The following is a 14,111-nucleotide window of genomic DNA, read 5'->3' on the forward strand; positions in this document are numbered from 1 at the left end:
AGCGGGCCCCGGCGGCCCGCTCACCCACCGAGCCGCCCCACGCCGCCCATGAAGACCGCCTGCTCCCCGTGCTCCGCCTGCTCCGGGGACTCCGGCCGCCACTGCGGCACCCAGACCACCCCCGGGTCGACCAGTTCGAAGCCGTCGAAGAGCGCGGTGAGTTCGGCGCGGCTGCGGATCCAGAGCTGGTTGTCGGTGCGGCGGTAGACCCGCTCCGCCTCCGCCCGCTCACCGGTCTCGCCGCGACCGTCGTCGCTGGCCTGCGACAGCACCAGGTAGCTCCCGGGCGCCAGGGCCGCCCGCAGCGTCCGCAGGATCTCCGCCGGCCGGTCGGCGTCCGGGATGAAGTGCAGCACCGCCACGATCATCACCGCGACCGGCTGGGAGAAGTCCAGCAGCTTGGTGACCTCCGGATGACCGAGGATCGCCTCCGGCCGGCGCAGGTCCTCCTGGAGGACGGTGGCCCGGTCGTTGCCGTGGAGGATCTCCCGGCTGTGCGCCACCGCCACCGGGTCGACGTCGACGTAGCTCACCCGCGACTCCGGGTCGATCCGCTGGGCGATCTCGTGCACGTTGCCGACGGTGGGGATGCCGGAGCCGATGTCGAGGAACTGGCGTACCCCGGCGTCGGCGAGGAACTGCACCGCGCGGCGGAGGAACGCCCGGTTGGCCTGGGCCATCAGCGGGGCTTCCGGCACGGCGTCCATCATGGCCCGGGCGGCCGCCCGGTCGGCGGCAAAGTTGTGCGAGCCGCCGAGGTAGTAGTCGTACATGCGGGCCACGCTGGGGCGTTCGATGTCGATCGTGTCGGGTGCCCAGTCCGGCCGCTGCATGTCCCTACCCCTTTTTGTCAACCGCGCGGGAAATCCACGGCCCCGTGGGCCACCCGGTATTCTGCCCGTCCGTTGTCGCGGTGCAAAGACCACGGTCTCTGCGTGGTCGACCCGCTCACGGTGTGCGGCGGCAGCGGTCCGGAATGCCGCAGAGGCCCGGTCCAGGACGGACGCGGGCCTCTGCCGTGAGCTGTCGAGCCGTTAGAACTTGGGGGCGTCCGGGGCCTCCAGCAGGCCGAGCCGCAGCGCGGTCATCAGCGCCTGGGCCCGGTTGGCGGCGCCCAGCTTCTCGTAGAGCTTCGAGATGTGCGTCTTGGCGGTCGACTCGCTGACGAAGAGCTGCTTGGCGATGCCCGCCACGCTCATGCCGTCGGCGAGCAGCCGCAGCACCTGCCCCTCCCGCGGGGAGAGCTGCGGACCGGACGGGGCGAGCCGGCGCTTCATCGCCTCGGCCAGGTCGGCCGCGGTGAAGGCGCTGGGGGAGGAGGCGGCGTGCCGGGCGGCGGCCACCACCTCGTCGGCCGGGGCGGTCTTCGGCACGAACGCGCTCGCGCCCGCCTCCAGTGCGCCGAAGAGCTGGTCGTCGCCGGCGTACATGGTGAGCACGACGATGCCCATCGACGCGCTGGACTTGCGCAGCGCGCGGGTGGCTTCCAGGCCGCTGCCGTCGGGCAGCCGCAGGTCCATGATCACCACGTCCGGCTGCAGCGCACCGGCCTGGCGTACGCCCTCCGCCGCCGTCGCGGCCTCGCCGACGACCTCGAACTGCCGGTCCCGCTCGAAGGCGTGCCGCAGACCCTTGCGGATCAGGTCGTGATCGTCGACAAGGAGAACCTTGGTACGGGTGGCCGGTGTCGGACTTGTGGTCATCCTCGGGTTACTCCCCTTCTGCTGCTGTGCTGCCGCGCACCTTATCGCGCCGGGGCGAGGAGCCGAGTACCACCGCCACGGTCGTGCCGCTGGGTTGCCGCGGCCTGATCTCCAACCGGCCCCGGATACGTTCCGCCCTCTCGGCCATGATCGCAAGACCGTAGTGCCCGTCGGGGCGCTGGTCACCGATGCCGTGACCGTCATCCGACACTTCAATCTGAGCGTACGGGGGGTCCACCTCACAGGTAACCCACAGATTCGACGCCCCGGCGTGCTTACGCGCGTTGGTGACCGCCTCCTGGGCGATCCGCAGCAGCTCGGCCTCCGTGGCGGCGGGCAGCCGGGCGGTCGACTCGTCCAGCGACAGGTGCACCCGCAGGCCGCCGGACGCGCCCACGGTGCGGGCGTACTCGGCGATCGCGGCGGCCAGGCCACCGTGCCGGTCCACCTCGCTGCGCAGCTCGAACAGGCTCAGCCGCAGTTCGGTGATCACCCGGGTGACCTCCTGGCGCAGCGTCCGCAGCGAGTCGGCGGTCTCCTCCGCGTCCTCGTGCACCGTGGCGAGGGCGTTGTCGATGCCGTAGCCGACCATCACCAGCTCCTGGGCGACCCCGTCGTGGATCTCCCGGGCCAGCCGCTGCCGTTCCTCGTTGGTGGCCAGCGACCGCACCTCGTCGAAGAGCAGGGCGGCCTCCAGCCGCAGCGCCGCCGGCCCGGTCAGCGCCGTCACCCGGGCCACCACCGGCGGCGGGTAGGCGTGGCCGGCGTCGGCCTCCAGAACCACCAGGCCGACCGTCCGCACCCCGGCGACCAGCGGCACGATCAGCGCGGAGACCTCCCCGCCGCGATGCGAGCGGGACTGGGAGCGGGCCGAGGTCTGCGCCTGCTGGCTGGCCCAGGCGTCCGCGATCGCGGAGTCCGCGTCGAGCGTGGTCTCCCAGTCGACCCGGTCCACGCCGACCTGGGCGAGCACCACCAGTCGGCCGCCGCCGCTGGCGGAGAGCACCGCGCCGCGGTCGGTCTTCGCCACCACCCGCAGTTCCTCCAGCAGGTGCTCGGAGATGCCACCCGGGTCGAGGGTCGCCCCGGGCAGCTGACGGGCGACCGTACGGAGCTGGGTCAGCAGCCGGGTGGCCTCGGCGTACGGCTGGGGCTTGCCCTCGCCGCGAACCCGCATCACCCGTTGCAGGGTGCGGGCGGTGAACAGGCCGAGCCCGGCGAGGATCAGCCACTGCGCGCAGACGGCGAGGTAGCCGGGCTCGGTGAGCTGCCGACGCCCGTCGACCTCGGTGAGCGCGCCGGCGACCAGCAGGGTGGCCGCGGCGACCGCGAGCAGCGCGGCACCCTCGGCGAACCGGCGGCGCAGCGCCGTCACGGTCACCGGCACGGCGAGGTACGCCAGCACCGCCGACGCGCCCAGCCCGCCGGTCACGCCGCTCAGGTGGGTGTCGGCGGCGACCTGGCTGGCGGCCAGCCCGAGGACGACCACCTCGGCGAACCGGCTGAGCGGGCCGAGCAGCCGATGCTGGGGGGCGAGGACGGCCGGCAGCCCGGCGACGCCCAGCAGGGCTATCCACCAGAGCTGGGCGACGTCGCGGGTGGCGAACAGGGTGAGGACGGCGACCAGCGCGAGCAGCACCCCACGCGCGGCGGCGGCGAGGGGTTGCGTCTGGGGCTGGCTGGGTGTGGAGGCGGGCACGTGACGGATCGTAGTCAGCCTCGGTAGATGTCGGCGATCTCCGCCGCGTACGTCTTGTGCACGACCTGCCGCTTGACCTTCAGCGACGGGGTCAGTTCGCCGGTGGCCTCGGTGAAGTCCTGCGGCAGGATCCGGAAGACCTTGATCGCCTCGGCCTTGGAGACCGACTGGTTGGCCTGGTCGACCGCGCTCTGCACCTCCGCCTTCAGCGCCTCGTCGTCGCGCAGCTCGGCGATGCTGGTCGTCTCCGGCCGGTCCTGCGCGGCGAGCCACTTCGGCAGCGCCTCCTCGTCGATGGTGACCAGCGCCGCGATGAACGGCTGCCGGTCGCCGACCACCACGCACTGGCTGACCAGCGGGTGCGCGCGGACCTGGTCCTCCAGGACGGCCGGGGCGACGTTCTTGCCGCCGGCGGTCACGATGATCTCCTTCTTGCGGCCGGTGATGCTCAGGTAGCCGTCCTCGTCGAGCTTGCCGAGGTCGCCGGTGCGGAACCAGCCGTCGCTGGTCAGCGCCTCGGCGGTGGCCGCCTCGTTGTTCCAGTAGCCCTGGAAGACCAGGTCGCCGGAGATCAGGATCTCGCCGTCGTCGTCGATCCGGATCGCGACGCCGGGCAGCGGCCGGCCGACGGTGCCGACCTTCGTGCCGGTGGGCAGGTTCGCGGCGGCGGCGGGGGAGGTCTCGGTGAGGCCGTAGCCCTCGCAGATGGTCACCCCGATGCCCCGGAAGAAGTGCGCGAGCCGCGCGCCGAGCGGGGCGCCGCCGGAGATCGCGTCGTGGCAGCGACCGCCCAGGGCGGCCCGCAGCTTCCGGTAGACCAGCTTGTCGAAGACCGCGTGCTGGGCGCGCAGTGCCAGGCCGGGGCCCTCCGAGGTCTCCAGGGCCTCGCTGTAGGCGATGGCGACCTTCTCGGCCCGGTCGAAGATCCCGCCCTTGCCGTCGGCCGCGGCCTTCTGTCGGGCGCCGTTGTAGACCTTCTCGAAGACCCGGGGTACGGAGAGCACGAAGGTCGGCTTGAACTCCTGCAGCTCGCCGACCAGGTTCTTGGTGTCGGAGCAGTGGGCCATGGTGGCCCGGGCCTGCACCACGCCGATCTGGATGAGCCGGGCGAAGGCGTGCGCGAGCGGCAGGAAGAGCAGGGTGGAGGCGCCCGGGCGGAACAGGTTCGGCAGCACCGGCACCGCGTTGGCGATGTCGGCGTACATGTTGCGGTGGGTGAGCACGCAGCCCTTGGGGCGGCCGGTGGTGCCGCTGGTGTAGATGATGGTGGCCACGTCGCCGGCCTTGACCATCTTGCGGCGTACCTCGATGTCGGCCCGGTCGACCGACTCGCCGGCGGCGACCAGCTCGTCGACCGCGCCCAGCTCGATCTGCCAGACGTGGCGCAGCTCGGGCAGGCGGTCCTGGACGCCGGCGACCAGGGTGGCGTGCGCGGTGGACTCGACCACCACGGCGACCGCGCCGGAGTCGGCCAGGATCCAGGCGGCCTGCTCGGCGCTGGAGGTCTCGTAGATCGGCACGGTGACCGCGCCGGCCGCCCAGATGGCGTAGTCGAACAGCGTCCACTCGTAGCGGGTGCGGCTCATCAGGGCGATCCGGTCGCCGGGGGAGATGCCGGCGGCGACCAGGCCGCGGGCCACCGCGACGACCTCGTCGCGGAACTGCCGGCAGGTCACGTCCACCCAGGCGCGGCCGTCCGCGTCGGCCGGCACGGCCCGGACGAACTGCACGGCGTCCGGGGCGACCTCGGCGTTGTCCCAGACCGGGTCGGTCAGGTTTGCCGCGTCGCCGACGGTGACGATGGGCGGAACGGAGAACTCGCGCACCTGCACTCCCTCGTGCTCGCACTGGCCGGGCCGGCCGTGGTCGGCTCTGTCGAAACCTACCCGCCCACCCCGGTGGGTGAGGTAGGGAGGTTGCCCGCCCGCCTGGTGGGACGCGAGGCCCGCGCCGCGGACGCCGGCGGCGCGGGGTGGAGCGACGCGGGCGGGGCCGCCGCCGGGTAGCCTCCCCCCATGGCGGACTCCTCCACCCAGTCGATCGTCGTCGGCGCGCCACCGGACCAGGTGGCGGCGGTCATCTGCGACTTCCCCAGCTACCCCGAGTGGACCGAAGCGGTGCGGCGGGCGGAGGTGGTCGAGGAGTACGAGGACGGGTACGCCAGTCAGGTCCGGTTCACCATCGACGCCGGCGTGCTGGCCGACGAGTACGTGCTCGCCTACGAGTACGCCGAGGACCTTTCCCGGATCGAGTGGCACCTGGTCGAGCCCTCGAAGATGCAGAAGGCCCAGCGCGGCTCGTACGACCTGGTCGGCAACCCGGACGGCACCACGACGGTGACGTACACGCTCGAGGTGGAGCTGTCGGTGGGCATGCTCGGCATGTTTCGGCGCAAGGCCGAGAAAATGATCATGGATACCGCGTTGAAGCAGCTCAAGCGCCGGGTAGAAGCACCCGGTGCGGCCCACTGACCCGACCGGCGACCCGGTCTGCACGTAGAGGAGCCGACCATGGGGAGTACGGATCCGGGTTCGGCCCGGGAAGAGGCGGAACGTCTGGTCGCGATGGTGCTGGCGACCGCCCGGCTGGCCGGTTCGGCTCCCGGGGCCGGGCCCTGGGGTCCGCTCGGTGGGATCCTTTCGGGTGTCCTCGGTCACAGTGCCGGCTCCGGCCGGACCGGCGGCGGGGACGCCCCGCCCGCCGGCGCCGGCTCCGGACCCGCCGGATTCGCCACCGGCTCGGCCGAATGCTGCATCTGCCCGGTCTGCCGGGGTATCGCCGCGTTGCGCGATCCGAGTCCCGAATTCGCCGAGCGACTCGCCACCGGAGCCGGTGACCTGGCCGCCGGGGTGGCAAGCCTGCTGCGCGCCTTCGCCCCCGCCGAACCCGCCCGCCCGGCCTCCCCGGCCACCGCCGGACCGGCCGCCGGAGCTGCGGCGGGGGACCACGTGTGGCGCGAGGCCACCCGTACCGGGCATGATTCTCAGCCGGCACCCGAGCAGGACGTGTGGTCCGCCGCCACCCGGGGGGAGGGCGCGGCCGATCCGGGTGCCGTCGTGCCGCCTGCCGATGGTGCCGGGCCGGACGCGCCGGTGACGATCCGGCCGCCGGCCGGCCGTCCCGTGGTGCCCGCCTCGCGGGCGTCCGGCGAGGTGGGCGGGGACGCACCAGGCGACGGGGCCTGACCACCGGACATCCCGACCTTGCACGGCGGTTCGGGCAGCACAGCAGAGGGGAGTGGCAGCGGTGACGCTGACCATCGGAGTCGACGTCGGTGGCACGAAGGTGGCCGGCGGTGTCGTTGACGACACCGGCAAGGTTCTCGTGCAGGCCCGACGGGACACCCCCGCCGAGGACGTGGGCAAGACCCGCGACGTCATCATCGAGCTGGTCACCGAGCTGGCCGTGGGCCGGGACATCGCGGCGGTCGGCATCGGCGCGGCCGGCTGGATCGACGCCACCCGGTCGACCGTGCTCTTCGCCCCCAACCTGGCCTGGCGGGACGAGCCGCTGCGGGAGTACGTCAGCAACGCCACCGGCCTGCCGGTGATCGTGGAGAACGACGCCAACGTCGCCGCCTGGGCGGAGTTCCGCTACGGCGCGGCGCGGGAAGCCGACGACTCGATGGTCATGTTCACCATCGGCACCGGCGTGGGCGGCGGCATCGTGCTCGGCGGCGAACTGCTCCGCGGCGCCCACGGCATCGCCGCCGAGCTGGGGCACATGCTCACCGTGCCGGACGGCCACCAGTGCGGCTGCGGCCGCCTGGGCTGCATCGAGCAGTACGCCAGCGGCAGCGCCCTGGTCCGCTTCGCCCGCGCCGCCGCCCGCCAGGAGCCGCACCGCGCCACCGCCCTGCTGGAGCTGGCCGGCGGCGAGGCCGAGGCGGTCACCGGCCCGATGGTGACCGCCGCCGCGAAGGGCGGCGACCCGGTCTCCGCCGAGGCGTTCGCCCAGGTCGGACGTTGGCTCGGCACCAGCCTCGCGGACATGGCGCAGATCCTCGACCCGCAGGTGCTGGTCGTCGGCGGTGGCGTGGTGGAGGCCGGCGACCTGCTGCTCGGCCCGACCCGCCGGTCGTTCACCGACGCCCTCGCCCAGCGCAGCCGGCTCCCGGTGGCCGAGGTCCGCCCCGCCGAGCTGGGCAACACCGCCGGGGTGATCGGCGCCGCCGACCTGGCCCGCCGGGCCTGAGGTGACGACGCCAGATTCCGGCGGCGTGCCGCTGCGGGTGGTGTCGTACAACATCCACAGCCGGCGCGACGACACGACCGCGCTGGCCGCGGTGGTCCGGGCGGCCGCGCCGGACGTGCTGATCGTGCAGGAGGCGCCGCGGCGGTTCCGGTGGCGGCAGAAGTCGGCCACGCTGGCCGAGTCGTTCGGGCTGGTGGTGGCGGCCGGCGGCCTGCCGTCGCTGGGCAACCTGCTGCTGACCAGCCTCCGGGTCCGGGTACACGACACCCGCTGCCAGCGCTACCCGCTGACCCCGGGGCGGCACCTGCGCGGCGCCGCGTACGCCGAATGCCAGGTCGGCGCGGCGCGGTTCCTGCTGGCCGGCTCGCACCTGTCCACCGACCCGGCGGAGCGGCCGGCCCAGGCGGCGGCGTTCAAGCGGGAGCTCGCCGCCACCCTGCCGGTGGTGGCCGGCGCCGACCTGAACGAGGGGCCGGACGGGCCCGCCTGGCAGACCGTCGCGGCGGGACTGACCGACGCCGCGGTCGCGGCCGACCGGGCCGATCGGCACACCTACCCGTGTGCCGACCCGCGCCGCCGGATCGACGCCCTCTTCGTCGACCCGCGCATCACCGTGGTCGACTACGACGTGGTGGACACGCCGCTGACCCGCCGGGCCAGCGACCACTTCCCGATCCTGGTGGACCTGCTGCTGCCCGCCGCCGACTGAGCCGCCGCCCCCGCCCGGCGGGGCGGGGGCTGGACAACGGCCGCAGTTGTCGGCAGGATTTCGCAGCGACCCGGCACACCGTGCCGCACATAAGGAGATTCCCCGGTGTCCTCCTCCACCGACCTCGACCCCGACCCGGGGCCGACGACGCTCGCCCTGACCCGGGACGGCCGCCCGGTCTCGGACCGCGGCGACACGGTCTGCGTCATCGGGGCCGGGGCCAGCGGCCTCACCGCGGTGAAGAACCTCGCCGAGCACGGCTTCGGCGTGGACTGCTACGAGCGGGAGACCGGCGTCGGCGGGGCCTGGAACTGGCGGCACGACCGCAGCCCGGTCTACGCCAGCACCCACCTCATCTCGTCCCGGCCGTTCACCCAGTTCCCCGACTTCCCGATGCCGGACGACTGGCCGGACTACCCGCACCACAGCCAGCTGCTGTCCTATTTCGAGCGGTACGCCGACCATTTCGACCTGCGCCGGCACATCTGGTTCGGCACCGAGGTGGTCCGGGTGGAGCCGGTCGAGGGCGACCGCTGGGACGTCACCACCCGCAGCACCGGCGGGTACGGCCCGGAGCGCACCTCCCGGTACGCGGCCGTGGTCGTCGCCAACGGACACAACTGGTCGCCCAAGCTGCCCCGCTACGAAGGGCTGGAGGGGTTCCGCGGCGAGGTCATGCACGCCTCGTCCTACAAGGACCCCGCGCAGCTGCGCGGCAAGCGGGTGCTGGTGGTCGGCGCCGGCAACACCGGCTGCGACATCGCGGTCGAGGCCGCCCAGCAGGCCTCCCGCTGCTGGCACTCCACCCGCCGCGGCTACTGGTACGCCCCGAAGTACGTCCTGGGCCGACCCGCCGACCAGGTCAACGACAGGCTGCTGGCGCTGCGGGTGCCACTGCGGGTTCGCCAGTGGCTCTACCACTGGACGCTGCGGCTCACCGTCGGCGACCTCACCCGGTTCGGGCTGCCCAGGCCGGACCACCGGGTCTACGAGACCCATCCGATCGCCAACAGCCAACTCGTCTACCACGTCGGCCACGGCGGGATCAGCCCGGTGCCGGAGCTGGCCCGCTTCCACGACCGGACGGTCGAGCTGACCGACGGCCGGGAGATCGATCCCGACCTGGTCGTCTTCGCCACCGGCTACCTGCCCCGCTTCGAGTTCCTGGAGGCGAAGGTGCTCGGCGACGACGAGGGCGTCGGCCGGCCCCGACTCTGGTTGAACGAGTTCACCGCCGGGCATCCCACCCTGGCGGTGGTCGGCCTGGTGCAGCCCGACTCCGGCGTCTTCACCATCTCGCACTGGCAGAGCGTGCTCTTCGCCCGGCTGCTGCGGCTGCGCGCCACCCGGCCGGACCGGGCCGCCGCGTTCGACCGGAAGGTCGCCGCCGGCATCGGCGAGCGCTACTCCGGGGCGGTCAAGGACAGCACCCGGCACTGGTTCGAGGTCGGCCACGCCGACTACCTGCGGGCGCTGGAACGCGCCCTCCACGACCTGGAGGGAAGCCGGTGAGCGCGAGGAGTGCAGCGCAGCGGAGCCCCGCGGTCGCGAACGAGAGGGAGAGCCAGTGACCACGGAGCGGGTACGGGTGGTCCGGGCGTGGGAGTGGGCCCGACCGGAGCGCCCGGCCCGTCGCGAGGTGCTCAGCGCCCTGCCGGAGCTGGACGAGGCGCGGCCACCGCTGCTCTTCGTGCCCGGGTTCGGGCACGGGGCGTGGGCGTTCGCCGAGCACTGGCTGGAGCACGCCGCGTCGCGCGGTTTCCCGGCGTACGCGCTGAGCCTGCGCGGGCACGGCGGCAGCGAGCCGGCGCCGGGCGCGACGCTGCGGTCGTACGCCCATGACGTGACCCAGGTGGCGGCGAGCCTGCCGCGGCGGGCGGTGCTGGTGGGGCACGGCGCCGGCGCCCGGGTGGCGGCGCACGCGCTGGCCCGCTACCCGGCCCGGGCCGCGGTGCTGGTGGCGCCGGTGCTCGGCGGCTGGGGGACGTTCGGCGCCGCGCTGCGGCGCAATCCCGGCGGCACCCTGCCGGCGGTCTTCGGCGGCGGGCTGCGGCTGAGCCGCCGGCAGCTGTTCAGCCGGGAGCTGCCGGACGGCGAGGCCCGCCGCTACGTTTCCCGGCTGGGCCGGGCCGGTCGGCGCGCGCAGTGGCAGTTGCTGACCGGCCGGGAGCCCGAGCCGGCGGTGGGTCGTCCGCCGGTGCTGGTGCTGGGCAGCCCCGACGACCGGGTGGTGCCGGTCGCCGCGCTGACCCGGGCCGCCCGCCGGTACGCCTCGGCCCCGCTGCTCTTTCCCGGCATGGGTCACGACCTGATGCTGGACGCCCGCTGGCGGGAGCCGATCGACGCGATCCTCGACTGGCTGGAGAAGGACCCGGCGCCGACGGCCGGCTGAGCGGCGGGCCCGGCGCCGGGCACCCGTCAGTCGGCCCCGACGACCCGGGTGAGCAGGGAGCCGCTGGCGTCCAGCGCGCTCAGGTAGGACCGGGCCCAGGCGTGGATGTCGTTGCGATGCAGGTACTCCCGCATGGCCCGCATCCGGGCGGCGACGTCGGCCGGTGTCGCCCGCAGCGCGGCGAGCAGCTCCTGCTTGAGCCCTTCCAGGTCGTGCGGGTTCACCAGGAACGCCTGGGACAGCTCGGTGGCCGCCCCGGCGAACTCGCTGAGCAGCAGGGCGCCGGTGTCGTCCACCCGGGCGGCGACGTACTCCTTGGCGACCAGGTTCATCCCGTCCCGCAGCGGGGTCACCGCCATCACGTCGGCGACCCGGTAGAGGGCGGCCAGCTCGGCGGCGTCGAAGGTCTGGTTGAGGTAGTGGATGGCCGGTTCGCCGACCCGACCGAACTCGCCGTTGATCCGCCCCACCTCGCGCTCCACCCGGTCCCGGAGGATCTGGTACTGGGCGACCCGTTCCCGGCTGGGCACCGCCACCTGGACCAGCACCGTGTCGCGGACCTTGACGTCGCCGCTGGCCAGCAGCTCGCTGTACGCCTTGAGCCGCTGCTCGATGCCCTTGGTGTAGTCCATCCGGTCGACGCTGAGGATGACGTGCGCGGGGTCGCCGAGGTCCCGGCGCAGCCGGCGGGCCCGGTCGGCGACCGCCGGTCGGGCGGCGAGGGCGGCCATCTCGGCGGTGTCGATGGAGACCGGGAACGCGCCGATCCGGACCACCCGGTCGTCGACGCCGATCCGCCGGTCGGTGGCGGGCAGGTCGAGCACCTTGGTGACCAGCTGCGCGAAGTTGTGCGCCGCCTGGGCCCGCTGGAAGCCGATCAGGTCGGCGCCGAGCATCCCGCGCAGCAGCTCGGCCCGGCGCGGCAGCTGCATGAACAGCTCCGGCGGTGGGAACGGCACGTGCAGGAAGAAGCCGATCCGCAGGTCGGGGCGGAGCGCCCGGAGCAGCCCGGGGACGAGTTGCAGGTGGTAGTCCTGCACCCAGACCAGGGCGCCCGGCTCGGCCACCTCCGCGGCCGCCGCGGCGAACCGTTGGTTGACCCGCTGGTACGCCTCCCACCAGCGGCGGTGATACTCGGGCTGCTCCACGGCGTCGTGGTACAGCGGCCAGAGGGTCGCGTTGGCGAAGCCCTCGTAGTGGTCGCGGAGGTCCTCGGCGGTCAGCGGCACGGTGTGCATGCGGACGCCGTCCACCTCGGGCAGGTGGGGCGCCGGGCCGGTGCCCCCGGCCCAACCGACCCAGGTGGCCGGGGTGTGTCGGAGCAGCGGGTACAGGGCGCTCACCAGGCCGCCGGGGCTGCGGCGCCACTCGCAGGCGCCGTCCGGCGCCACACTGTCGTCGATGGGGAGGCGGTTGGCGACCACTACCAGGGGACTCTGTCGCATCTCGGGCATTCCGATCAGCAGAGGGCTGACCGCCGCGAGCGGGGAGGAACCGGGCAGTCAGTGGGGGAAGTGACGTGCAGCGATATTCCTACTGACCGTAAGTTACACCATTGTTACGCCGCCGGTCGGAGGCCGTCATCGGCCCGGCCTGCGGGTGAGGTGCGGCGGAGTCAGACGACCGCGCCGTCGTCCGGGTCGTGGTCGTCGGTGTCGCCGGGACGCAGCCGCCAGACCAGGGTCACGAAGCCGGCCAGAATGCCGGTGAAGCCGAGCAGCGTCACCACCGAGGGGTCGACCGGGAGCGCCGTGGGGTAGAGGAAGAACACGAAGCCGACGACGATGGCCAGCACGCCGACCACCGTGTACTTCGAGAAGCGGGGCAGCGGGGGTGGTGGCGGCGGGGTGAAGTGCTCCTCGTCGGCGTCCGCCGGCAGGTCCGCGCCGAAGGTGTCCAGGCCGTCCAGCAGCGACGGCTCGTCCTGCCGGCCCCGGGTGACCGAGATCCCGGAGATGTCCGCGGCGTACGGCAGCCGCCGGACGTCGGTGGCGGTCGGGCCGCCCGACTCCTCGGCCCCGGCGCGCGGGGCCGTCCCGCCGGCCGGTTCGCTCGGGTCGACCGGGTCGTCCACGTCCTCGGCGGCGGGCCAGGGGTGGTTCCCGGAGGCCGGCGCGGTGTCGAAGGCGGCGACGATCCGGGCCCACTCGGCCTCGATGTCGGGCTCGTCGTCCCGGGCCGGCTCGGGGTCGCCCTCGTCGGCGAGCTGGGTGAGGTAGTCCCGGGCGGTGGTCAGGTGGGAACGGTCGACGTAGAGCCGGTCGACCGGCCGGGACGGCACGGTGGTGGTGCGGGTCACCGGGTTGAGGTCGGCGGAGGGCTGGAGGTACGCGGCGATGCCGCCGGCGGCGAGCACGTCGAGCAGATGCTCGCCGACGCGCGGATCGACATCGCCCGCGACGGCGTACTCGCTCGCGTCGAGCCCGTTGTCCCGCCGTCCCCGACGGGGCCCACCCGCTGACACCGGACACCCTCCTCGTGGCACCTGATGGTGCTCCCTGCCGCGGCGCGCGCTACGCCGTGCCCTGAATCGTGACACGTCAGGACCCGGTTCCGGGAGTGCGTTGTGGCGTGCCGCTCCCGGTTCGTAGGCTCATCCCCGACAGTCCCGCTCGCCGACGGCGCCCCGGGCGTGGTCCCCGGCGGGTGCCGGCGGCCCGGCCGGGCTCCCGGCGACGGGCGTCGCCGCCCCCGCTGGAAGGACACCGGTGCTGTACTGGCTGATGAAGTACATCATTCTCGGCCCGCTGCTGAGGCTGATCTTCCGCCCGCAGGTGGAAGGGCTCGAGAACGTCCCGGAGACCGGCCCGGTCATCCTGGCCAGCAATCACCTCTCCTTCTCGGACTCGATCTTCACCCCGCTCATCGTCAAGCGAAAAGTCACATTCATCGCCAAAGCGGAATACTTCCTCGGTAAGGGCATCAAGGGCTGGCTGACCAAGATGTTCTTCGTCGGCTCCGGCACCATCCCGGTCGACCGCTCCGGCGGCCGCGCCGCCCGCGCCGCCCTGGACACCCAGCTCACGGTGCTGCGCTCCGGCGGCATCGCCGGCATCTACCCCGAGGGCACCCGGTCGCCGGACGGCCGGCTCTACCGAGGCAAGACCGGAGTGGCCCGGCTGGCGTTGGAGAGCGGCGCCCCGGTGGTCCCGATGGCGATGCTCAACGCCGACGAGATCCAGCCCCCCGGTCAGCTGATCCCCAACGTCAAGCGGGTGCGGATCCGCTTCGGCGCGCCGCTGGACTTCTCCCGGTACGCCGGGATGGCCGGCGACCGGTTCGTCGAACGCGCGGTCACCGACGAGATCATGTACGACCTGATGGAGCTCTCCGGCCGCGAGTACGTCGACATGTACGCGCAGAAGGCGAAGAGCCAGCCGGCCGTGCCGAGCGAACCCGTCCCGGTCTGAGCGG

At 73.6% G+C, this 14,111-nt stretch carries 13 protein-coding genes; 7 read left to right on the top strand and 6 right to left on the bottom strand.

The features are described from left to right. Positions 1-20: 20 nt before the first annotated feature. From OG799_RS02060 to OG799_RS02075, 4 genes are all read right to left on the bottom strand, one after another. On the bottom strand, positions 21-833 hold the full coding sequence (locus tag OG799_RS02060) for an SAM-dependent methyltransferase (protein ID WP_406042506.1): 813 nt from the start codon (positions 831-833) through the stop codon (positions 21-23). Positions 834-1,034: 201 nt separating this feature from the next. Further along, positions 1,035-1,703, bottom strand: coding sequence for a response regulator transcription factor (locus OG799_RS02065; protein ID WP_007072219.1), 669 nt, complete (start codon positions 1,701-1,703; stop codon positions 1,035-1,037). 7 nt (positions 1,704-1,710) lie between these two features. Continuing rightward, positions 1,711-3,402, bottom strand: coding sequence for a GAF domain-containing sensor histidine kinase (locus OG799_RS02070; RefSeq protein ID WP_406042510.1), 1,692 nt, complete (start codon positions 3,400-3,402; stop codon positions 1,711-1,713). A 14-nt stretch (positions 3,403-3,416) separates the two neighbouring features. Next, complete coding sequence (locus OG799_RS02075) at positions 3,417-5,228, bottom strand: AMP-dependent synthetase/ligase (RefSeq protein ID WP_406042512.1); 1,812 nt, start codon at positions 5,226-5,228, stop codon at positions 3,417-3,419. 189 nt (positions 5,229-5,417) lie between these two features. Between OG799_RS02075 and OG799_RS02080 the strand changes: the two genes are divergently transcribed. The 6 genes from OG799_RS02080 (at position 5,418) to OG799_RS02105 (ending at position 10,697) form a co-directional block, all read left to right on the top strand. Further along, on the top strand, positions 5,418-5,873 hold the full coding sequence (locus OG799_RS02080; protein WP_406042514.1) for an SRPBCC family protein: 456 nt from the start codon (positions 5,418-5,420) through the stop codon (positions 5,871-5,873). 39 nt (positions 5,874-5,912) lie between these two features. Further along, positions 5,913-6,587, top strand: coding sequence for a hypothetical protein (locus OG799_RS02085; RefSeq protein ID WP_406042516.1), 675 nt, complete (start codon positions 5,913-5,915; stop codon positions 6,585-6,587). 52 nt (positions 6,588-6,639) lie between these two features. Beyond that, positions 6,640-7,596 carry an ROK family glucokinase gene (locus OG799_RS02090; RefSeq protein WP_406042518.1) on the top strand — a complete coding sequence of 319 codons (957 nt, stop codon included), beginning with the start codon at positions 6,640-6,642 and terminating at the stop codon, positions 7,594-7,596. A gap of 1 nt (position 7,597) precedes the next feature. Continuing rightward, positions 7,598-8,305, top strand: a complete 708-nt coding sequence (locus OG799_RS02095) for an endonuclease/exonuclease/phosphatase family protein (RefSeq protein WP_406042520.1) — start codon at positions 7,598-7,600, stop codon at positions 8,303-8,305. Positions 8,306-8,410: 105 nt separating this feature from the next. Next, entirely contained in the window at positions 8,411-9,817 is a 1,407-nt protein-coding gene (locus tag OG799_RS02100) for a flavin-containing monooxygenase (protein ID WP_406042522.1), read from the top strand. Between the two features lie 55 nt (positions 9,818-9,872). Further along, positions 9,873-10,697 carry an alpha/beta hydrolase gene (locus OG799_RS02105; protein ID WP_406042524.1) on the top strand — a complete coding sequence of 275 codons (825 nt, stop codon included), beginning with the start codon at positions 9,873-9,875 and terminating at the stop codon, positions 10,695-10,697. A 26-nt stretch (positions 10,698-10,723) separates the two neighbouring features. On the opposite strand, the gene OG799_RS02110 is transcribed toward OG799_RS02105, so the two are convergent. Both OG799_RS02110 and OG799_RS02115 read right to left on the bottom strand, forming a co-directional pair. Then, positions 10,724-12,142, bottom strand: a complete 1,419-nt coding sequence (locus tag OG799_RS02110) for a trehalose-6-phosphate synthase (protein WP_406042526.1) — start codon at positions 12,140-12,142, stop codon at positions 10,724-10,726. 170 nt (positions 12,143-12,312) lie between these two features. Further along, positions 12,313-13,161 carry a DUF308 domain-containing protein gene (locus OG799_RS02115; RefSeq protein WP_406042528.1) on the bottom strand — a complete coding sequence of 283 codons (849 nt, stop codon included), beginning with the start codon at positions 13,159-13,161 and terminating at the stop codon, positions 12,313-12,315. A gap of 244 nt (positions 13,162-13,405) precedes the next feature. Here OG799_RS02115 and OG799_RS02120 point away from each other — a divergent pair, with 244 nt between their 5' ends. Continuing rightward, positions 13,406-14,107: a lysophospholipid acyltransferase family protein gene (locus OG799_RS02120; RefSeq protein ID WP_406042530.1), complete on the top strand. Its 702-nt coding sequence runs from the start codon at positions 13,406-13,408 to the stop codon at positions 14,105-14,107. Positions 14,108-14,111 lie beyond the last annotated feature (4 nt).

This window comes from Micromonospora sp. NBC_00898, assembly GCF_045207895.1.
Classification (GTDB): Bacteria; Actinomycetota; Actinomycetes; order Mycobacteriales; family Micromonosporaceae; genus Micromonospora.

Bases quoted from the DNA above. Each gene is read 5' to 3' on its own strand.
- OG799_RS02060 (WP_406042506.1), bottom strand. From the start codon at position 833: ATGCAGCGGCCGGACTGGGCACCCGACACGATCGACATCGAACGCCCC.
- OG799_RS02065 (WP_007072219.1), bottom strand. From the start codon at position 1,703: ATGACCACAAGTCCGACACCGGCCACCCGTACCAAGGTTCTCCTTGTC.
- OG799_RS02080 (WP_406042514.1), top strand. From the start codon at position 5,418: ATGGCGGACTCCTCCACCCAGTCGATCGTCGTCGGCGCGCCACCGGAC.
- OG799_RS02085 (WP_406042516.1), top strand. From the start codon at position 5,913: ATGGGGAGTACGGATCCGGGTTCGGCCCGGGAAGAGGCGGAACGTCTG.
- OG799_RS02110 (WP_406042526.1), bottom strand. From the start codon at position 12,142: ATGCGACAGAGTCCCCTGGTAGTGGTCGCCAACCGCCTCCCCATCGAC.